This is a genomic window from Sinomonas sp., assembly GCF_036848755.1.
GTDB lineage: Bacteria > Actinomycetota > Actinomycetes > Actinomycetales > Micrococcaceae > Sinomonas.
Genome location: NZ_DAIUJO010000072.1, coordinates 1 through 20,021, shown reverse-complemented (window position 1 = coordinate 20,021; position 20,021 = coordinate 1). Strand labels below are relative to the sequence as shown.

Genomic DNA, 20,021 nt, shown 5'->3' with positions numbered 1-20,021 from the left:
CCACCGGCCCCGCCTACCACCTCATGGGCTTCGACATCCCCACCTTCACCCCGCTGTTCGTCGCCAGCCGGATCGTCGGGTGGACAGCCCACATCATGGAGCAGCTCGAGAACAACTCCCTCATCCGCCCCCTCAGCGCCTACAACGGCCCCGACGAGCGCCACCTCGACTGAGGCTGCGTCAGTCCTGCCCTTGATGGTGGATCGGGGCGTTGCTGTGGTGCCGCAGGCCGGTGTGCAGCTGGCTCGCCGTCGTGACGAGGGCGAAATGGCTGAACGCTTGGGGCGTATTGCCCAGCTGGCGCGCGGCCTGCGGGTCCCATTCCTCGCTCAGGAGCCCGACGTCGTTGCGGAGTCCGAGAAGGCGATGGAACAGCTCCTCGGCTTCGGGCCCCCGGCCCGCGCCCAGCAGGGCCTCCACGAGCCAGAACGAGCAGGCCACGAAGATCCCCTCGCGACCAGGGAGCCCGTCGTCGCTCGCCTCGGGCTTGTAGCGGAGCACGAACCCGTCTTGGGTCAGCTCGCGCTGGATCGCATCGATCGTGCCCAGGACGCGCGGATGACGGCGCGGGAGGAACCCCACGCGTGGGATGAGGAGGAGGCTTGCGTCCAGCTCCTTGCTCCCGTAGGACTGGACGAAGGTGTTGCGCTCCGTGTCGAAGGCCTTCTCCATGACCTCGTCGTGGATCTTGTCACGGAGGTCCTCCCACCTGTCGGCAGGCCCTGGGAGGCCCGTATCGCGGACTGCCTTGACCATCCGATCCGCAGCGACCCATGCCATCACCTTCGAATGGGTGAAGTGGCGGCGGGGGCCGCGCATCTCCCAGAGGCCGTTGTCCGGCTGGTCCCAGATCTTCTCGAGGTGCTCCATGATCGCCGTCTGCACATCCCAGGACTCGTCTGGCTGGCCGAGGAGCGAATTGCGCGTGAGGGCCAGGCCGTCGAGGACCTCGCCCCACACGTCGAGCTGGAACTGCCCCGCCGCGGCGTTGCCGATCCGCACGGGCGAGGAGCCTTCGAATCCCTTCAGCCAATCCAGCTCGGTCTCGGGTAGGCGACGTGCCCCGTGCAGGGAGTACATGATCTGCAGGTCCGCGGGATCGCCGGCGACTGCCCGCAGCAGCCAGTCGCGCCAGGCTGCCGCCTCGTCGGTGTAGCCGCCGGCGATGAGCGACTGGAGCGTCCACGTCGCGTCCCGGAGCCAGCAGTACCGGTAGTCCCAGTTCCGGGGGCCGCCGATCTGCTCAGGAAGCGAGGTCGTCGCCGCTGCCACGATGCCGCCCGTCGGCATGTACGTGAGGGCTTTCAGGGTGATGAGCGAACGCTGCACAGCGTCGCGGTGGGGACCGGCGGCTTTGCTCTTCGACGACCACTCCGTCCAGTACGACATCGTGCCCTCGAGAGCGCGCTCGGGGTCGACCGAGCGGGGCCGCGGCAGATGGCTCGGCGCCCACGTGAGCACGAACGGCACGCGTTCGCCCGCCTTGACCGTGAACTCGCTCAGGGTCCGCATGTGCTCGCCATGGACCCTGGTGACGGTGTCCAGATAGAGCGCGTCCGGCCCCGCGACCGCGTGCACCCCCGTGTGGTTGCGGCGCACCCACGGGACGATGTGCCCGTAGTCGAACCGCATGATGAGTTCCCCGCGCATCTTCACTTCTCCACTGAGGCCCTCGACGATCCGCACGACATCCGCGACCTCGTCGCGGGGCGGCATGAAGTCGATGACCCGCACAGAGCCACTGTCGAGCTCCCACTCGGTCTCCAGGACCAGAGTGTCCTCCCGGTACTGCCGCTGGGTGCACTCGCCCCCGCCCTCTGGCGCGAGCAGCCATCGTCCTGCCTTCGGTCCGTCCAGAAGGCTCGCGAAACAGGCTGGCGAGTCGAAGTTCGGCAGGCAGAGCCAGTCGATCGAGCCGTCCGTGCCCACGAGGGCGGCCGTGTGGAGGTCGCCGATGATCGCGTAGTCTTCGATCCTGCCCATCTCAGCCCGCCTTGATCTCGAGCACGACCTTGACGTCCGTGGGCTGCCGCTCGAATGCCTGCTGGTACTCCTCCAGCGGGACGCGGCGGGTGATCAGGCGCCCGAGCCATTCCTTGTCGGCCTTCTTGAGCGCCTCGGCGGCAGCCTCGTAATGCCCCCGGTTGGCGTTGACGCTGCCGAAGACCACGTCATTGCCGAGGACCGCCTCGCGGTTGACCCCTCCGACGTCGACCTGCAGCTCTTTGCCGGTCGAGGAGACGCCGGTCAGGCACGTGATCGCGTCGAGACCGTGCTTCGTGATGGCCTCCATGACCACCGATGGTACGCCCGTGCACTCGAGGAGGACGTCGGCCAGAATTCCAGAATCGGTGAGGGTGTCGGTGTGATAGGTCGCGCCGAGGCTCCGCACCAGATCCGGCTTCGGCCCATCCTCGACCCGGTCGAAGACGTGGACCTCAAGCCCCCGCTGCACGCCAAGCAGGGCCGCCAGGAGTCCCACCGGACCGGCGCCCGTCACGACGGCGATCTTGGGATCGAAGAATGCCCGCTTGCCGATGCCCTCGATGTGTTCCCACGCCTTCGCCACGATCGTCGTGGGCTCGAGCAGGACCCCGACGTCCGTGAGCTCCGGGTCGAGCCGGACCAGCGCATCGGCGTCGGCGCGGTAGCGCTCCCGGGCAAAGCCGTGCCGCCCCTTGATGCCGTGCTCGGTGTACAGGCCGTTCCGGCACATGTCCCACTCCCCCGCCGCGCAGGCCGCGCAGGGAACCGGGTCGGGGCGCCGCACGATTCCCACCACGAGGTCGCCCTCCGAGAGCCCGGAATCCGCTGGCGCCGACATGACGCGCCCGAGGTTCTCGTGCCCGATGACCAGATGCTTGCTGCCCTCGGGCGCCTCCCCATACTGCGCGGTGATGATCTCGATGTCGGTTCCGCACAGCCCGACATCGAGGGTCTCGACCAGAACGCTGCCCTCTGATTCCGCTGGTTCGTCCATCTCGAGCAGCTGCAGTGAATTCTGCTCGCCGGGAGTTACGGCCAATGTCTTCATGAGTTTCTCCTTGCGGCTTGGGGAATCTGGTCGTGGCCTCGGCGGCTAAGAGCTCTCGTTGCCCGGATGGGGCAGGAATTCCTGCGCCTTGGTCTTGATGCCTTCGCGGATGACGCCCCAGACGCTGTCGTCGCCCTTGGCCATCGCCTTGGCGCTGTTGAGCGCCTGTTCGAAGGTCGCGTGGGGCGGGATGGGCGGGATGTCCGGGTCCGTGCGGACGTCGAGGACGGTGGGCCGGTCGGCGGAGAGGGCTTTCTCCCACGCGGAGGCGAGCTGATCGGGAGAGGTGACGGAGATGCTGCCGAGGCCGAGAACCGAGGCGATGGCCGCGTAGTCCACGTCCGGCAGGGACTGGGATTCACGGAATGCCGGGGCGCCGCCCATGGCGCGCATCTCCCAGGTGACCTGGTTCAGATCGTCGTTGTGCAGGATGGCCACGACGAGCCGCGGATCGGCCCACTCGCGCCAGTAGCGCTGGATCGTGATGAGCTCGTTGAGCCCGTTCATCTGCATCGCCCCATCGCCCGCGAACGCGATGACCGGGCGGTCGGGATGGCCGAACTTCGCCCCGATCGCGTAAGGAACCCCGGGCCCCATCGTGGCGAGGTTTCCCGAGAGCGATCCGCGGACGTCGCCCCGGAACTGCAGTTGACGCGCGTACCAGTTCGCGGAGGAACCGGAATCCGCCGTGACGATGGCGTTGGAGGGCAGGCGGTCGGACAGCTCCGAGAACAGCCGCATGGGGTTCACCGGATCCGCTTCGACCATCGCCTCGGCCCGCATCGTCTCCCACCATCGCGCGACCTTGGACTCGATGTCCTCCCGCCACGAGCGGTCTTCCTTGCGGCGGAGGTGTGGGATGAGGGCCCTGAGCGCGGCGGAGGCGTCAGAGACGATATTGAACTCGTACGGGTAGCGGAGCCCGATCATGCCGGGGTCGATGTCGATCTGCACGCCCCTGGCCTGCCCCTCCTCCGGCATGAACTGGGTGTACGGGAAGCTCGACCCGACGGTGAGCAGGGTGTCGCACTCAGCCATCATCTCGTAGCTGGGCCGCGTGCCGAGCAGTCCGATCGAGCCGGTGACGTAGGGCAGGTCGTCGGGCAGCGAGTCCTTGCCGAGCAGCGCCTTCGCAACCCCTGCCCCGAGCAGGTCTGCGACCTCGCGCACCTCGGCCGCGGCGCCGCGCGCACCCTGACCGATGAGCATCGCGACCTTCGAGCCGGCGTTGAGAAGCTCCGCGGCGCCGCGGATGGCTTCATCATCGGGCTGGATCTCGGGCCACCGGATACCCATGCTGGAGGGCACCATCTTGAACGCGTGGGTAGGCGGGGCGTACTCGAGCTCTTGGACATCGCTCGGAATGATGATGGCGGTCGGTGCACGCTTCCCGAGGGCGATCCGGATTGCCCGGTCCAGAACATTGGGGAGCTGTTCGGGCACGGTGACCATCTGGATGTAGTCGGAGGCGACGTCCTTGAACAGGGTCAGCAGGTCCACTTCCTGCTGATAGGCACCGCCCATGGCGCTGCGCGCGGTCTGGCCGACGATCGCCACGACGGGAACGTGGTCGAGCTTCGCATCGTAGAGACCGTTCAGCAGATGGATCGCGCCGGGGCCGGAGGTCGCCATGCACACTCCGACCCTGCCGGTAAACTTCGCATAGCCGACGGCTTCGAAGGCGGCCATCTCCTCGTGGCGGGCCTGGATGAACTTGGGCTTGTTGTCGGCCTTGCCGAAGGAGGCAAGAATGCCGTTGATGCCGTCGCCCGGGAAGGCGAACACGTTCTCGATCCCCCACTCGCGCAAGCGGCTCAGAAGGTAGTCTGCGACTGTCTGGGATGCCATGGGATCACTCTCCTCTTCCTATATGAAGGACTGAAGGAATTGGTGTGTCGGCGCAAGCTTTGCGGCGACGCAATGGATCAGGGGATACTGGGCTCGTGGACAACAGCAGATTCCGTGGACGCCGTGAGCAGGTCGAGGCCGTCCTGAGGGCAGCCGACGTGCTGCTGCGCGTGGCCGCGAAGTCAGTCGTCGAGGTCGAGGACGTCGTGACGAGCCCACAGCTGCGCGTCCTGGTGCTTATCGCGTTCCAAGGTCCCCAGAACCTCGGCGCCGTGGCGCGGGAGCTCGGCGTGCATGCCTCGAACGCGACCCGCACCTGCGAGCGGCTCGTCGTCGCCGGCCTCCTGAGCCGGCGGGAGGACCCCTCCGACCGACGGTTCCTGCAGTTGGATCTCACGCCCCAGGGCAGGGAACTCGTCGAGAGTGTGATCGAACACCGCCGGCGGGCCATCGCCGAGGTCCTCGAACGGGTCCCCGCAGGCTCGCGGGAGTCGGTGGCCGAAGCCATGGCGGCGTTCGCCGATGCCGACGGCGGCCCGGGCACCGAAGACGGCCGGTTCACCCTCGGGCTCGGAAGCTGAGGCTGGGCCCCCGGACGCTCCCGGCGGCTCATCGCCATTCCCCGGCGGCGAACGCGAGCGCAATCGCAGCATTGACGGCGGCCGCCCGGCGGCGCTTCGGATCCGTGGCGGCCAGAGCCGCCATCGAAAGGGCGTGGAGCGTGTCCACACCGCCCCCGAGGCGACGCAGCGTGGGGCCGCCCCGCGCGGTCACCATGGCCTGGAGCAGGTGCCGAGCCCCAAGGATCCGGATGACCACCCGGGCGCGATCGTCCGCAACCGTCCCGACAAGCAGGCGCTCGAGCGACCCCGGCGCAAGCAGTTCGGTGACACCGTAGGCAGCCCTGAGCATTTCGAGCGGCCTCATCGGGACGCCTTCCGCCACGCGCCTGCCACGACAGTGGCAAGCCCCGCGAGGAGTGCGCCGGAAGCGGCCGCGACGATGCCGTGATGCTGCGAGGCCTTGAGCTGGAAGCTCCGGGATGATGACTTGTTGTCGAAGATGCCGTGGGCTCCGAAGTCTTTGCTCGCGTCCGCTGGCTCCCACAGGTTGACCGGCTGGTCGGGGTCGCGGCGGTCGGGCGTCTGCTGGGACTTGAAGCCCGTCTTGGCCAGATACCGGTCGAGCACGCCCGGCATGATGGCGTTCGCGATGAGGGTCGCGGCCGTGCTTCCGCCCACCCAGTACTCTCGGCGTTCCGGGTGCGCGGCCGCGTAGACGACGCCGCGTGCCGCCACCTCGGGCTGGTAGATCGGCGGAACCGGCTGGGCCTGATGCGGCAGACGCGAGAGCACCCAGGAGAACTGGGGTGTATTGACCGCCGGCATCTGGACCATGGTCGTCCTGATCGGACTCCGCTCGTGCAGGAGCTCGGTTCTGAGGGCCTCGTTGAAGCCCTGGATCGCGTGCTTCGCGCCGCAGTAGGCAGTCTGCAGCGGGATGCCCCGGTAGGCGAGCGCGGATCCGACTTGGACAATCGTGCCCCGGTTGCGGGTCCGCATGCGCTTGAGCGCGGACATCGTCCCGTAGACGAAACCCAGATAGCTGACCTCCGTGACGCGCTTGTACTCCTCGGGCTTGATCTCGTCGAAACGGGAGAAGACCGAGGTGAACGCCACGTTGACCCAGACGTCGATGGGGCCGAGCTCTCGCTCGACGCGTTCCGCGGCGGCGTCGACAGCTTCTGCGTCGGCGACATCGACGGGAACGACAAGGGCCTGTCCGCCGGCCGCCTCGACCTCGGCCGCGGCCCCCGCGAGCCCGGCCTCGCCGCGCGCAAGCAGGGCGACGGCATCGCCTTCCCTCCCGAAGGCCACGGCCGATGCCCTGCCGATCCCTCCGCTGGCTCCGGTGACGACGACGACGCGACGTGCTGTTCCCATCTGGATTTCTCTCCTTCGGCTTTGAGAGGTGGCGAAAAGGCCCTCTCCCGCACTGTCCTTCGGATCGGGCCCAGTAATCACCTTAACGCAACGATTGCGCTCAAGCAATTATTGGCGCTGTGTGCTCACGCGGAACGTTCCCTTGCAGGTTCAATACCCCAGGTGCCTGTGTGCGACTCCCTAGGGGCGAGCGTGACCAGCCCCTCCCCTGAGTTGAAGGCGTCCGGCGCGCACGTCATGGGCTCGACGCCGAGGCCCGTGCGGCGGCGGCCTTCCTGCGGCAGTGTGTCGCCGGTGAAGATCTCGAAGTAGGGGTAGGCCTCGTCGGACCACAGCGCGACGGCCGGAAGCCCGTCGGGGTGGGCCAGGTGCACGCGGGCCCGCCCGTCGTCGTCCCGTTCCAGCTCCGTGTAGGTGACGTCGATCTGGCGATCGCCCAAGGCCTCCATCCGGCGCAGGTCGTAGGCGGTCCCCTCCACGGGCCGTCGCCCGGTGGGGATGCCCTCTTCGTCGACCGGCAGGTAGACGGAGCCGGGGACCTTTGCCAAGGCCGGATCGATGTGCGGTGTTCCGACGGTCAGGTAAGGGTGGGCGCCCGTCCCGTACGGGCAAGGGCTGTCGCTGCGGTTCACGGCCGTGGTGCGCACGCTCAGCCCTGTCTCCTCCAGCCAGTACTCGAGGCGGCATTCGAGGACCCACGGCCAGCCCTGGCAAGCGTGCAGGGTGTGGACGAAGCCGATGCTGCTCTCGGAGCTGTACTCGACGTCCCAGTTCGCCCACCGAGTCAGGCCGTGAATCGCCCCGCCCTTCTCCGGCTCGCTCAGATCGAGTTGCTCTGAGCGCCCTTCCCACGTGTAGCGGCCGTGCCGTATGCGGTTCGGCCAAGGTATGAGGGACTGCCCCCGAGCGCCGGTGCACATCTCGTCCTGGGCATAGCCGTCGAGGAGGTCCTGTCCGTCGACCCGATAGCGGCGGAGCGCGGCACCGACCTCGGTGAGCACGGCAGCCTGGCCTTCGTGCCTGATGGTGAACTGCCGCCCGGACGGCGGCATGCCCCCTCGCGACATCCCAGCGTTCATCATTCAGCTCCCTCTCGTCGGCATCGGCCTCTCGCAATGGTTGCGTACCCGCAAGGGGGCGTTCCAAACGTGGTTGCGTGAACGCAACCAATTCCATAGGGTTGCGCACATGCCTGCCGATGCCGACAAATTCCCGCCGCATGTCCTCCGCGAGTACGCAATGCTCGCCGACGGCGCCCGGGGAGCGCTCATCGGTCCTCGCGGCGACATCTCCTGGATGTGTGTCCCGAAATGGAACGACGACGCGATCTTCTCCTCGATCCTCGGCGGTCGCGGCTGCTTCGCCGTCACCCCCGCCGATCCCCGGTTCGTCTGGGGCGGCCAGTATGAGGACGGGACCCTGATCTGGGTCAGCCGCTGGATCACGAGCACCGGCATCATCGAGTGCCGAGAGGCGCTCGCGTACCCCGGCGAGGAACACCGCGCGATCCTCCTCCGCCGGATCCGGGCCGCGCAGGGAGCCGCAGAGGTCGACGTAGTGCTTGACGTGCGCGCCGGCTACGGTCACCACCCGATGAACCGGCTGCACGAGGAAGACGGCGTCTGGACCGCGCGCAGCGGGCCGCTGCGGATCCGGCTCACAGGAGCGGTCGACGCCAAGGCTGCGGGAGGTGAGATCAGCTTCACGCTGCGGCTGCCGGAGGGCCGGCACCACGACCTCGTGCTTGAGGTCTCCGACGCCGAATTGCCCGAGCAGCCGGTCAGCGCAGACGAGACCTGGAGCGCCACCGAGTACGGCTGGCACCGCGAGGTGCCCCAGTTCGGGAACACGATCGCCCCGGACGACGCGCGGCAGTCCTACGCCGTCCTGCGGGGCATGACGTGGGCCGGGAGCGGAATGGTGGCGGCCGCCACGATGGGGCTGCCGGAGCGCGCCGAGCAGAAGCGCAACTACGACTACCGGTACGCCTGGATCCGGGACCAGTGCTTCACCGGACTGGCAGTGGCCGCGTGCAAGGAGTTCCCTCTCCTCGACGACGCCGTCCGCTTCGTTGCCGCGCGGCTCCTCGAGGACGGCCCCCAGATGCGCCCCGCCTACACCGTCGACGGCGGCCGGGTCCCCGACGAGCACGATGTCGGACTGCCCGGCTACCCGGGCGGCTCGGGCAAGGCGGGCAACTGGGTGAACAAACAGTTCCAGCTTGACGCGTTCGGCGAGGCGCTCCTGCTGTTCGCCGCGGCCGCCGAGAATGACAGGCTCGACCTCGCCCAGTGGAAGGCCGCCGAGGTCGCCGCCGACGCCATCGCACAGCGGCACGGCGAGCCAGATGCCGGGATGTGGGAACTCGAGGACAAGCGCTGGGCCCACTCGCGCCTGATCTGTGCCGCAGGCCTGAGGGCCATCGGCCGTCAGGCGCCTGCTCGTCAGGGAGCGCTGTGGTCGTCGCAGGCGGACAAGCTGATCGCCGACGTGACGAAGGACTGCCTCCATCCGTCCGGACGCTGGCAGCGCGCTCCTGACGATCCGCGCGTCGACGCAGCGCTCCTGCGCCCCGTGCTGCGGGGCGCCGTCGCCCCCGAGGATCCGCGCTCGGTCGCCACTCTTGCCGCCATCCGCGAGGACCTCGCGCGCAAGGGCTACCTCTACCGCTTCAGCCAGGACGAGCGGCCCCTCGACCAGTCCGAGGGCGCGTTCCTCCTGTGCGGCTTCGACCTCGCGATGGCGCTGCATCAGAGCGACAAGCCGCTCGAAGCCGCCCGCTGGTTCGAGCGGAACCGCGCCGCGTGCGGCTCCCCGGGGCTGTTCACCGAGGAGTACGACGTCGAACAGCGCCAACTGCGCGGCAACTTCCCGCAGGCGTTCGTGCACGCCGCGATGCTCGAGTCAGCCCGGAGGCTCGCCGACGAGCCACCGCCGTGGGGCGGCCTCCACGCCTGATCCTCGGCTAAGCCTCGCTCTTCACGCCGAACGTCGCGACCGTCTCGTTGTCCTCGGCCATGACGACCACGAAGTCCGACGCGACACCGGAGAGGACGACGGGAAGCCAATGGTCCGCGTCCTGCCACATGTCCGCCCGAGGGAGGGCGTCCACCGGGTACCAGGCGGGCGCGATCTCGTCGCTTTCCGCGATCTCTCCGACCCATCGGGTGCACGTGAACATGGCGCACTCCATGTCCCACTCGGGCCGGGCGGGGAAGCGGAACTCGACGGTCCCGGCCGGGCGCATCGCCCCTTCGACGAGCGTGACGCCGGCCTCCTCGAAGAGTTCGCGCACGGCAGCCTCGGCCGCGGTCTCCCCCGGTTCGATGTGGCCCCCGAGGCCGACGACCTTGCCGAGCCCGAAGCCGCGCTTCTTCCGGCCCAACAGCACCTCCGGGCCGCCCGGCGCAGCGCGGAGGAGGAAGCACAGGGCAACCGGTGCGCCCACTAGCCGCGCGCCCTCGGATGGGCCGCCGCGTACACTTCGCGGAGCGTGTCGGCGGTGACAAGCGTGTAGACCTGGGTCGTCGTGACCGACGCATGGCCGAGCAGCTCCTGGACCACGCGCACGTCAGCGCCGCCCTCGAGGAGGTGGGTCGCGAACGAGTGCCGCAGAGTGTGGGGCGAGACATCCCGATCGATCTGGGCACGCTCCGCAGCGTCCTTGAGGATGGTCCACGCGCTCTGGCGGCTCAGCCGGCCGCCGCGGGCGTTGAGGAAGAGCGCTGGCGTCCCACTCCCCTTCGCCGCGAGGACGGGCCGCGCGCGGACGAGGTAGTCGTCGACGGCCCGCGCGCCGTAGGACCCGAGCGGGACGAGCCTGGCCTTCGAACCCTTGCCGAAGAGCCGCACGACGGACGGGCCGCCGTCGCTCTCCGCGCTCAGCCTAAGGTCGTCGACGTCCAGCCCCACCGCTTCGCTGATGCGGGCCCCCGTCGAGTAGAGGAACTCGAGGAGCGCCCGATCGCGAAGTCCCGTGGGCGTATCCACTGATGCCGCCTCGAGGATGCGCGCGACGTCGTCGACGGGAATCGCCTTCGGCAGCCGCTGCCCCGGCAGCGGCGGGGGGGCGTCCGCCCCGGGGTCGCCCGCCGTCGTGCCCTCGAGTGCCCAGAAGCGGTGGAGGCCGCGAACGGCGACGACCGTCCGAGCCGCGGAGCGGACGCCGAGCGCCGTGCCGCCATCGGCGCCGTCGCGCAGCGCCTCGGCGAAGCGAGCGACGTGCTGTCGCTTCACTTCGTGGGGCGCCTCTATCCCCTGAGCGGCGAGATAGTCGAGGTAGCGGCGGAGGTCCCGTCGGTAGGCCGCGAGGGTGTTGGGGGCGAGGCCGCGCTCGACGGAGAGGTGCCGCAGATAGTCCTCAACACTGACCGCAAGACTGGACGACGGCGATACCCCGGTGACGCCGCTCCCCATCAGCGCTGAGCCGGATGGGCCGGCCACGGCGCGTCCCCAGGCCGCAGGCCGGCGAAGCCGGAGCGGCTCGCGGCGTGCGCCGCGAGGATTCCGACGACGGCGCTTGGGTTGTGCAGGCGTCCGCCCAAGACCGCAGCGACGGCCTCGTCCAGGTCGACCCACGCGAACTCGATCTCGGACTCCTCAGCAGTCCGCACGTGGCGGTCTGGTTCGGGGACGTCCTCGAGCCCACGCGCGAGGTAGATCCGAATGGCCTCGCTCGAGGAGCCGGGCGAGTTGAAGACATCGGCAAGGACGTGCCACTCCGAGGCCGTGAGGTCGGCCTCCTCGGCGAGCTCGCGGGCGGCCGCGACGAGGTTGGCTTCGCCCTCGACGTCGAGCAGGCCCGCGGGGATCTCCCACAGCATCATGCCGACCGGGTGGCGGTACTGCCGGAGCAGGAGGATGCGGCCCTCCTCGTCCATGGGCAGGATGGCCACGGCGCCAGGGTGGTCGATGAACTCGCGCCTGAGCGGCTCTGAGCCTTCGGAAAGCTCGAACGTGTCAGATCGGACGTCCCAGATCTTGCCGCGGAACACCGGTTCCGACGCAAGCACGCGCCGGGGACTCAGCGCATCCTCGATGTGCGGCCGCGGCGCGTGCTTCGTCACCGGCGTCTCCTACTTGGCCTTGGCGGCCGTGGCCGTCTGGTCGGCCTGGACGGCTTGCTGCTCCGTCTTCGTGGGCCGCTCCGCCTTCTTGGGCTCTGCCTTGGTAGCGGCGGAGTGGCGCTCGAGCGCGGCCTTCACGAGCCCGACGAAGAGCGGGTGCGGGCGCGTCGGCCGCGAGCCAAGCTCCGGGTGGGCCTGCGTGGCCACATAGTACGGGTGGGTCTCCCGGGGCAGCTCGACGAACTCGACGAGCTTCCCGTCCGGCGACGTCCCCGAGAACACGAGGCCCGCCTCAGCAAGTTGCCCGCGATAGGCGTTGTTGACCTCATAGCGGTGGCGGTGGCGCTCCGAGACCTTCGTCGAGCCGTAGGCCTCCGCCACGACCGACCCCTCGTCGAGGACCGCGTCGTAGAGGCCGAGCCGCATCGTGCCGCCCATGTCCCCCTTGCCCTCGACGATCTCGAGCTGCTCGGCCATCGTCGCGATGACCGGGAACTTCGAGTCCGGCTCGAACTCGGTGGAGGAGGCGCCCTCGAGGCCGACCACGTTGCGCGCGTACTCGATCACCATGCACTGCAGGCCGAGGCAGAGGCCGAGGGTGGGGAGTCCGCGCTCCCGTGCGAACGTGAGCGCTCCGAGCTTGCCCTCGAGGCCGCGAATGCCGAACCCGCCGGGCACGACGATCGCGTCGACGCCAGCGAGAGAGCGCTCGGCCCCGGCGGCCGTCTGGCACTCGTCGGAGGCGACCCAGCGGATGTTGACCTTCGTGTCGTTCGCGAAGCCGCCGGCGCGGAGCGCCTCGGTCACCGAGAGGTAGGCGTCGGGGAGGTCGATGTACTTGCCTACCAAGGCGATGTCGACCTCGTGGGCCGGCTCGTGGACCGCCTTGAGGAGGCGATCCCACTTGGTCCAGTCGACGTCCTTGAACGGGAGGTCGAGCGCGCGGACGATGTACGAGTCGAGGCCTTGGGCGTGGATGACCTTGGGGATGTCGTAGATGCTCGGCGCGTCCGGGCAGTTCACGACGGCGTCCGTGTCGACGTCGCACATCCTGCCGATCTTGTCGCGCATCGCGTCGGGGATCTGACGGTCCGAGCGGACCACGATCGCCTCGGGCTGGATGCCGATGGAACGGAGCGCTGCGACCGAGTGCTGTGTCGGCTTGGTCTTGAGCTCCTGCGAGGGCCCGATGTACGGCACGAGGGAGACGTGGAGGAAGAACACGTTGCCGCGCCCGATGTCCTGGCGCACCTGGCGCGCCGCCTCGAGGAACGGCTGCGACTCGATGTCGCCGACCGTGCCGCCGATCTCGGTGATGATGACGTCGGGGGCGTCCGGCCCCTCGGCGGGCAGCCGCATGCGGCGCTTGATCTCGTCGGTGATGTGCGGGATGACCTGCACGGTGTCGCCGAGGTACTCGCCCCGGCGCTCCTTGGCGATGACGGCGGAGTAGATCTGGCCGGTCGTCACGTTGGCGGAACCGTCGAGGGACTCGTCGAGGAAGCGTTCGTAATGCCCGATGTCGAGGTCGGTTTCGGCCCCGTCCTCGGTCACGAAGACCTCGCCGTGCTGGAACGGGTTCATCGTCCCGGGGTCCACGTTGAGGTAGGGATCGAGCTTCTGCATCGTCACGGAGAGACCGCGGCCCCGCAGGAGGTGCCCGAGGCTCGACGCCGTCAGACCCTTTCCGAGCGAAGAGGCCACGCCCCCGGTCACGAAGATCTGTTTGGTCGTCTTGTCGGCGTCTGAAAAGCGGGAATGAGAGCGATGCACCACGGAATTCGAGCTTATCATCTCTTCCCCGGGCGGGCCCGGCCTCCACGGCGCGCCGCGCCGGCGGTCTCGGCTGCGCCATCGCCGGCGTGCGTGCGGCGGTCTCTCTGCGCGTCGTCGAGGAGCTCCTGGGCGTGCGCTCGGGCCGAGGCCGAGTCTTCCTGGCCCGCGAGCATGCGGGCGAGCTCGACGACACGCTCGTCCTCGGCGAGGAGCGAGACGTCGCTCGAGGTGAAGCCGGCCACCCCCGCGCTCCGGTCGCCAGGATCGCCGGTCGCGACCGACGTCTTGGTCACCCGGATATGCCGGTCGGCGAACGCGGCGACCTGCGGAAGGTGTGTCACGACGAGAACCTGAACGTGCCGCGCGAGCATCGCCAGACGCCGGCCGATCTCGACCGCGGCGCGGCCGCCGACCCCGGCGTCGACCTCGTCGAAGACGAACGTCGGCACCGGGTCCACGGCAGCCAGGACCACCTCGATCGCAAGCATGACTCGGGAGAGCTCGCCGCCGGAGGCGCCCTTCCCCAGAGCGCGGGCGGGGGCGCCGGCATGGGGTCGCAGAAGGATCGCGACCTCGTCCGATCCGAGCGGTCCGAGCTCCGCCGTCTCCTCGACCGAGACCTGCAAGCTGGCGTCCGGCATCGCGAGGGCGGTGAGCTCTGCGCTGACCCGCTCGGCGAGTTCGGCGGCAGCGTCACGCCGGCGCGCCGTGAGCTCTGCGGCCAGTGCGCGCAGCTTCTCCTCGTCACGTGCGACCTGCTCGGTCAGCACGTCGATGCGGCCGCCGTCGTCCTGGAGTTCGTACAGCCGCTTCTGCCCCGCCTCGGCCCACGCGATGACCTCGTCGACACTCGGCGCATACTTTCGGACGAGCCCGCCGAGCGCGGCCCTGCGTTCCTCTATCTCGGCCAGGCGCTGCGGTCCCTCGGCGTCGAGCGAAGCACCATAGCTCGCAAGCTCGCGCGCAATGTCGGCCAGCACGTAGCCGACGTCGGCGAGCCGCTCTGCGGCCGCCGCGAGCGCCGGATCGTGCTCGGAAACATGGTCGAGGGCTCGCTTTGCGGCGTCGACGAGTGTCGTGGCGTCGCCCGCCTCGCCGAAGTCCTCCGCAACGAGCGCCTCGTGCGCCTGCTGCGCCGCGAGCCGGAGCCCCTCGAGGTTGGAGAGCCGCACCGATTCGGCCTTGAGCTCGTCATCCTCGCCCGGCTGAGGGTCGACGGCTGCGATCTCCTCGAGAGCCTGCTCGAGCGACTCCGCCTCACGGATCCGCTCGCGAGAGGCCGAGGTGAGCTCGTTGAGTTCGCGCTGCGCTCCGAGCCAGCGCCCGTACAGCGCGGTGTACTCCCCCAGCCGGCCCCCGAACCCGTCGCCCGCGAAGCGGTCGAGGGCCTCCCGCTGAGCGGCAGCGCTCTTGAGGCGGAGCTGCTCGGACTGTCCGTGGATCACGACGAGCTGCTCGCCGACCTCGGCGAGCACCCCGACCGGGGCGCTGCGGCCGCCGAGGTGGGCGCGGCTCCGCCCATCCGCGCCGACGGTGCGGGCCACGAGGAGTTCGGCTGCGCCGTCGTGCTCTTCGACGTCGGCACCCGCCTCGAGCGCGCGTTCGACGGCGGCATGGCCCGGTTCGAGGCGAACGCTCGCCTCGGCGAGGGCGGACTTCGCCCCTATGCGCACGGCGCCCGCGTCCGAGCGTCCGCCGAGCAGCAGGCCGAGGGCGGTCACCACCATGGTCTTGCCGGCTCCGGTCTCACCCGTGACTACGCTCAGTCCGGGTCCGAGGGGCAGCGTCGCGTCGGCGATGACGCCGAGGTCGCTGATCCGGAGTTCTTCGATCACTCGTCGCTCTCCTTTCGGGTCTCTGTCCACCGCGAGGTGAGGACTTTCCCGCTCCACGGCTGCGGGGGTACTTCCTCGACCTGGCCCCCGTTGGTCCCGATCGGCGCAGGGCCGCGCCACCCGTGGATGGGAAGCTCGAACTTCCGCACGAGCCGTGCCGAGAACGGCGTCGCGCTGATGCGGGCGAGCTGTACCGGCTGCGCCGATCGGGTGACTTCGACGCGAGCTCCCGGCGGGAGATCGACGGACCGCCGCCCGTCGCACCACAGAACGCCCTGGGCGTCGGTTCGTGTGAGGATCTCGACGGCGAGGCGCGAATGCGGCGACACGACGAGGGGGCGAGCGAAGAGCGCATGCGCGCTGATGGGGGCGATGAGCAGGGCCTCGACTTCGGGCCACACGACCGGCCCGCCAGCCGAGAAGGCGTAGGCCGTGCTCCCCGTAGGCGTTGCGAGCACGACTCCGTCGCAGCCGTAGGACGTGAGCGGCTTGCCGTCGACCTCCGTCACGATCTCGATCATCCGCTCGCGGCTCGCCTTCTCGATCGCCGCCTCGTTGAGCGCCCAGCTGTGCGCGACCTTGCGACCCTGGATCCACACGGTGACGTCGATCGTCATCCGCTCCTCGACCGAGTAGCTGCGGCTCGCGACCCACTGGACCGTCTGCGCGAGGTCCGCGCGCTCGCTCTCCGCGAGGAAGCCCACATGGCCGAGGTTGACGCCGAGCAGCGGCACGTCGATGCCGCGCACCAGCTCGGCGGCGCGGAGGATCGTTCCGTCGCCTCCGAGCACCATGACGAGCTCGACGTCGGCGAGGGCGACATCCGTGTCGAGAATCTCGGTGGGATGGTCGAGGCTGCCGAAGTGGGTCTCGAGATCCTTCTGCTGCTGGGCCGTCATGACGGGCACGAGGCCGGATCCGTGGAGCTGGGCGCAGGCCTCGCGGGCCGCAACCATCGAGTCCTCGCGGCCGGTGTGCGCAAGGACGAGCACGCGTCGGTTCATGGGGTTTCCCTCCCTCGTGCTGACGCCGCCGGCCAGACCGCCGCCAGAAGCTCCTCGACTCCCCTGCCTGCCGTCTGGCTGCCTTCCTCCCGATCAGGAAGCGGCCGGGTCAGCCAGAGGAAGTATTCCACGTTGCCGTCTTGGCCAGGCAAGGGGCTCTCGGCGAGCCCCCGAAGGAGGAGCCCGGCGTCGAGCGCCGCTTGTGCTACGCCGCTGACGGCGCGCCGCCTCTCGGCGGCCGAATGCACGACGCCGGTCTTCGCCAGGCGCTCCCTCCCCACCTCGAACTGGGGCTTGACCATGAGCAGGAGGTCGCCCCCCGGCACGGTGCAGCCGCCAAGAGGGCCGACGACGAGCGTCAGGGAGATGAACGAGAGGTCCGCTACGGTGAGCTGCGCCGGCCCCCCGATCAGGTCTGGCACGAGGTCGCGCACGTTGAGTCCCTCGTGCACGTCGACGCGTGGGTCTGAGCGCAGACGCTCCACGAGTTGCCCGTGCCCGACGTCGACTGCGACGACGCGCGCGGCGCCCGCTTCGAGCAGGACGTCGGTGAAGCCGCCCGTGGACGCGCCGGCGTCGAGACAGCGGAGGCCGCGCGGGACGATCTCAGGGAAGCGGGCGAGCGCACCGGCCAACTTGTGGCCTGCCCGGCTTGCGTACCGGTCATGTTCGGACGCCTCGACTTCGATCGCCTCGTCGGGAGATACCGGCTGTGCGGCCTTCCCTGCCCTCTCGCCGCCAACCGAGACGTGGCCATCCGCAATGAGCTTGGCGGCGTGCGTCCGGGACCGAGCGAGGCCTCGGCTCACGAGTTCGAGGTCGAGTCGTGGCACCTGTCAGCCTCCCGGCTCCTCGTCGAGGGCTGCCGCCAAGGCGTCGTGGAACCGCTCGAACGCCTCGGCCCGCTCGGCCCCGCCGAGGGATCCGGCCTCCGCGAGGACTGCGAGGGCGCGCTCGACACCCGCGTTCGGTGTGTTCGGCCCGGATGCCGAGTCGCGCAGAGGTCCCTCGCCCATGAGCCCCAGCCTATCGGCTCAGGACTCCCACACGAGCTCAGGCGCCGTCTTGCGCTCAGCCTCCGGATGCGCCTCCCACCACGCCGCACACGCAGCACGCCACGCGTTGATGTCCTCGGGGCTGCCCGTGATTCGGATCGACCCGCCCTCGACCCTCGCGGCGGACCGACCGGCCCGCCATCCGCCGTCGGCCGCCTCCGGAGCCGGATAGGGCTCATAGAAGTCCGCGAGCGTGGCAAGGATGAACTTCGGCCGTTCTGCCGTCCGCGCGGCGAGGATCGTCTCCTTCGTGTCGACTCCGGTCAGGACGGCGGCCGTAGCGAAGCCCGCGCGGTTCCCGCCCAGGATGTCGGTGTCGAGCCGGTCGCCGACGACGACGGGCCGTTCGGCACCGAGGCGCTCCGCAGCCGTGAGGAACAACGGCGCCTCGGGCTTGCCCGCGACGAGCGGCTCCTTCCCGGTCGCGGCGCGCACCGCGTTGACCAAGCTCCCGTTGCCCGGGGCTATCCCCCGAGCCTGGGGAATCGTGAGATCCGTGTTGGTTGCGATCCAGAGGGCTCCGGATGCCACGGCGTACGAGGCCTCGGCAAGCTCGCGCCAGCCGAGGTCGGGACTGAACCCCTGAATCACCGCGACCGGATCGTCGTGGGCGGACCGGACCGGCACGAGCCCGCGGAGTTCGACCTCGTGGGCAAGCGCCGCGCTCCCTGCCACGAGCACGCGCGATCCCGCGGGGACCTGTCGAGCCAGCAGAGCCGCACCCGCCTGAGCCGAGCTCACGACGTCGTCGTCCGCCGCGGGCGCGCCGAGCTCACGAAGGTGCGCGGCCACTTCAGCAGGGCTTCGGGACGCGTTGTTGGTCACGTAGCCGAGGCGGACCCCCCGTTGGGCGAGCCCCCGGAGCGCCTCAGGCGCCCCGGGGATCGCGTGCGGACCCGCATAGACAACCCCGTCGAGGTCCGACAGGACTGCGTCGAACGCGTCGATGAAGGCTTCAGCCATGTCGATGCCGGGCGCCATGTCAGGCGTCGGCGGACCCGGAGTCGTCGAGGCTGGCATCCTCCGATGCCGCGTCCTCGATGCCGGCCTCCTGGCCGGAGCCGGTCTCCTGGCCGGACTCACGCTCGGTCACACCGATCTCGTCCTCCGCGAGGCCTGCCTCCTCCTCGGCCGGACCTGTCCCGTCAACAGCGGCGGTGGCCTCGTCCGGCTCGGACTCGCGTGGCTCAGCCTCGTCCTCCGCCTCGTCGTCCTCCGCCTCGTCGTCCTCGGAACCGACGTAGGCATCGTCGGACTCGTCGTCCTCACCGAAATCGATGATGTCCGGCTCGGCGAACTCGCCCACGCCCAGCGCGCTCTCGGCGACGCCGATCTGGCGGTACCACTTCGCGGCTTCGTCTGCCCGGCCTGCTGCCGCCAGGGCGTCCGCGTAGGCCTCGAAGAGGCGGGGGCTGAACGAGAAGGCGCGGTTGATATCCAGCTGCGGGATCTCGAGCTCCTCGACCGCGCCCGCGTAGTCCCCCAGATCAGCCTTGGCTCCGGATGCCACAATTGCGAGCTCGACCTTGCCTGCGGCGTCGAGCATGTTGCGCTCCTCGGAAGCAGTCAGCTCGAGGGCCTTCTCCGGTCGGCCCAAGCCTCGCTCGCAGTCCGCCATATGCGGGAGGTGGATGCTCGAACCCGTGATCCGGCGGAAGGTGCGGAACTCGCGCAGCGCGTCGTCGTACCGTCCAGCGGCGTAGGCGGTCATGCCCACGGCCTCTCGCACGGCGCCAATACGGCCACCACGGCGGCTCGCCGCGAGAGCGTGCTGGTACGCAAGCTCAGGATCGAAATCGATCAGGCGCCCCGCCATCACGAGGTGCTTCGACACCCACTCCGCATTGCGGCCTTCGAGCGTCCGCAGCTGGGCGGCCGTGGCGCGGTCGAGCTCCTTTCCGGTGACATCCGCGTCGATCTCCGGCGACCGCTCGCGGTCCGGCCGGTTCGAAACCCGCAAGTCTGCAGCGTTCGGGTCACGGAGGAACTCAACCTCGCGCTCGCCGCCCTCGCTCCGGCGCTCGTAGCCTCCGCGGTCCTCGTGACGAGGCCGGTCAAAGCTGGGGCGACCGCCGTCTGGCCGACCGCCGGTTGGCCGACCGCCGGTTGGCCGACCGCTCTCGCGGCGGTCACCGAAGGGACGGCGGTTGCCGCCGTCGCCGCGCTCACTCCGTTCAGGACGCTCGCCGTAAGGGCGCTCCCCATAAGAGCGCTCGCCATCGGACCGCTCGCTGCCCCGGTCGCGGCCGAAAGCGGGACGGCGCTCGCCACCGTCCGGGCGACCACCACGATCACCAAAGGGACGGCGGTCGCCGCGATCGGGACGATCACCACGGTCGAAACCCGGACGCCCGCCGCGGTCACCATACGGACGGCGCTCGCCACCGTCCGGGCGACCACCACGATCACCAAAGGGACGGCGCTCCCCACCGTCCGGACGACCACCACGATCACCAAAGG

General features: G+C 69.7%; 20 protein-coding genes. 4 read left to right on the top strand and 16 right to left on the bottom strand.

Going from position 1 to position 20,021, the window contains the following annotated elements; translation table 11 throughout:
* Positions 1-173: citrate/2-methylcitrate synthase (locus tag V7053_RS12435; protein WP_334172586.1), on the top strand; the 173-nt coding region annotated here is incomplete at its 5' end.
* Positions 174-180: 7 nt separating this feature from the next.
* On the opposite strand, the gene V7053_RS12430 is transcribed toward V7053_RS12435, so the two are convergent.
* From V7053_RS12430 to V7053_RS12420, 3 genes are read right to left on the bottom strand one after another with little or no spacing between them, the layout of a single operon-like run.
* Positions 181-1,983, bottom strand: a complete 1,803-nt coding sequence (locus tag V7053_RS12430) for a glycoside hydrolase family 15 protein (RefSeq protein WP_334172583.1) — start codon at positions 1,981-1,983, stop codon at positions 181-183.
* 1 nt (position 1,984) lies between these two features.
* Positions 1,985-3,034, bottom strand: a complete 1,050-nt coding sequence (locus tag V7053_RS12425) for a glucose 1-dehydrogenase (RefSeq protein ID WP_334172582.1) — start codon at positions 3,032-3,034, stop codon at positions 1,985-1,987.
* Between the two features lie 45 nt (positions 3,035-3,079).
* The gene (locus V7053_RS12420) at positions 3,080-4,882 is read right to left on the bottom strand and encodes a thiamine pyrophosphate-requiring protein (RefSeq protein WP_334172581.1); all 1,803 of its coding nucleotides are present in this window, start codon (positions 4,880-4,882) and stop codon (positions 3,080-3,082) included.
* Between the two features lie 95 nt (positions 4,883-4,977).
* Between V7053_RS12420 and V7053_RS12415 the strand changes: the two genes are divergently transcribed.
* Positions 4,978-5,463: a MarR family transcriptional regulator gene (locus V7053_RS12415; RefSeq protein WP_334172580.1), complete on the top strand. Its 486-nt coding sequence runs from the start codon at positions 4,978-4,980 to the stop codon at positions 5,461-5,463.
* Between the two features lie 28 nt (positions 5,464-5,491).
* Here the strand turns inward: V7053_RS12415 and V7053_RS12410 are convergent, their stop codons facing one another.
* The 3 genes from V7053_RS12410 to V7053_RS12400 all read right to left on the bottom strand — a co-directional run bounded on the left by V7053_RS12410 (position 5,492) and on the right by V7053_RS12400 (position 7,904).
* A complete protein-coding gene (locus V7053_RS12410) occupies positions 5,492-5,809 on the bottom strand; it encodes a hypothetical protein (RefSeq protein WP_334172579.1) in 318 nt (105 codons plus the stop codon).
* Positions 5,806-6,825: an SDR family oxidoreductase gene (locus V7053_RS12405; protein ID WP_334172578.1), complete on the bottom strand. Its 1,020-nt coding sequence runs from the start codon at positions 6,823-6,825 to the stop codon at positions 5,806-5,808. Before V7053_RS12405 ends, V7053_RS12410 begins: the two co-directional genes overlap by 4 nt.
* 125 nt (positions 6,826-6,950) lie before the next feature.
* Complete coding sequence (locus tag V7053_RS12400; protein WP_334172577.1) at positions 6,951-7,904, bottom strand: aldose 1-epimerase family protein; 954 nt, start codon at positions 7,902-7,904, stop codon at positions 6,951-6,953.
* A 109-nt stretch (positions 7,905-8,013) separates the two neighbouring features.
* Here V7053_RS12400 and V7053_RS12395 point away from each other — a divergent pair, with 109 nt between their 5' ends.
* A complete protein-coding gene (locus V7053_RS12395) occupies positions 8,014-9,783 on the top strand; it encodes a glycoside hydrolase family 15 protein (protein ID WP_334172576.1) in 1,770 nt (589 codons plus the stop codon).
* A gap of 7 nt (positions 9,784-9,790) precedes the next feature.
* On the opposite strand, the gene V7053_RS12390 is transcribed toward V7053_RS12395, so the two are convergent.
* Genes V7053_RS12390 through V7053_RS12345 form a run of 10 tightly spaced genes read right to left on the bottom strand, consistent with a single transcriptional unit; the run spans position 9,791 to position 19,521 of the window.
* Entirely contained in the window at positions 9,791-10,273 is a 483-nt protein-coding gene (locus tag V7053_RS12390) for an 8-oxo-dGTP diphosphatase (RefSeq protein WP_334172575.1), read from the bottom strand.
* Entirely contained in the window at positions 10,273-11,241 is a 969-nt protein-coding gene (gene xerD / locus V7053_RS12385; RefSeq protein WP_334172585.1) for a site-specific tyrosine recombinase XerD, read from the bottom strand. The genes V7053_RS12390 and xerD overlap by 1 nt, the downstream gene beginning before the upstream one ends.
* Positions 11,241-11,891: an NUDIX hydrolase gene (locus tag V7053_RS12380; RefSeq protein WP_334172574.1), complete on the bottom strand. Its 651-nt coding sequence runs from the start codon at positions 11,889-11,891 to the stop codon at positions 11,241-11,243. Before V7053_RS12380 ends, xerD begins: the two co-directional genes overlap by 1 nt.
* A 9-nt stretch (positions 11,892-11,900) precedes the next feature.
* Positions 11,901-13,685, bottom strand: coding sequence for a CTP synthase (locus V7053_RS12375; RefSeq protein ID WP_334172573.1), 1,785 nt, complete (start codon positions 13,683-13,685; stop codon positions 11,901-11,903).
* Entirely contained in the window at positions 13,682-15,502 is a 1,821-nt protein-coding gene (recN, locus tag V7053_RS12370) for a DNA repair protein RecN (RefSeq protein ID WP_334172572.1), read from the bottom strand. The genes V7053_RS12375 and recN overlap by 4 nt, the downstream gene beginning before the upstream one ends.
* Positions 15,499-16,506 (bottom strand): NAD kinase, encoded by a 1,008-nt coding sequence (locus V7053_RS12365; protein ID WP_334172571.1) that lies wholly within the window; start codon positions 16,504-16,506, stop codon positions 15,499-15,501. Before V7053_RS12365 ends, recN begins: the two co-directional genes overlap by 4 nt.
* On the bottom strand, positions 16,503-17,339 hold the full coding sequence (locus tag V7053_RS12360; protein ID WP_334172570.1) for a TlyA family RNA methyltransferase: 837 nt from the start codon (positions 17,337-17,339) through the stop codon (positions 16,503-16,505). Before V7053_RS12360 ends, V7053_RS12365 begins: the two co-directional genes overlap by 4 nt.
* A gap of 3 nt (positions 17,340-17,342) precedes the next feature.
* Positions 17,343-17,522: a hypothetical protein gene (locus tag V7053_RS12355; RefSeq protein ID WP_334172569.1), complete on the bottom strand. Its 180-nt coding sequence runs from the start codon at positions 17,520-17,522 to the stop codon at positions 17,343-17,345.
* A gap of 18 nt (positions 17,523-17,540) precedes the next feature.
* Positions 17,541-18,524, bottom strand: coding sequence for an HAD-IIA family hydrolase (locus V7053_RS12350; protein ID WP_334172584.1), 984 nt, complete (start codon positions 18,522-18,524; stop codon positions 17,541-17,543).
* 19 nt (positions 18,525-18,543) lie between these two features.
* On the bottom strand, positions 18,544-19,521 hold the full coding sequence (locus tag V7053_RS12345; RefSeq protein WP_334172568.1) for a hypothetical protein: 978 nt from the start codon (positions 19,519-19,521) through the stop codon (positions 18,544-18,546).
* 81 nt (positions 19,522-19,602) lie between these two features.
* On the opposite strand from V7053_RS12345, the gene V7053_RS12340 reads away from it, so the two are divergent.
* Positions 19,603-20,021 (top strand): hypothetical protein (locus tag V7053_RS12340; protein ID WP_334172567.1); only part of this gene is annotated, 419 nt, incomplete at its 3' end.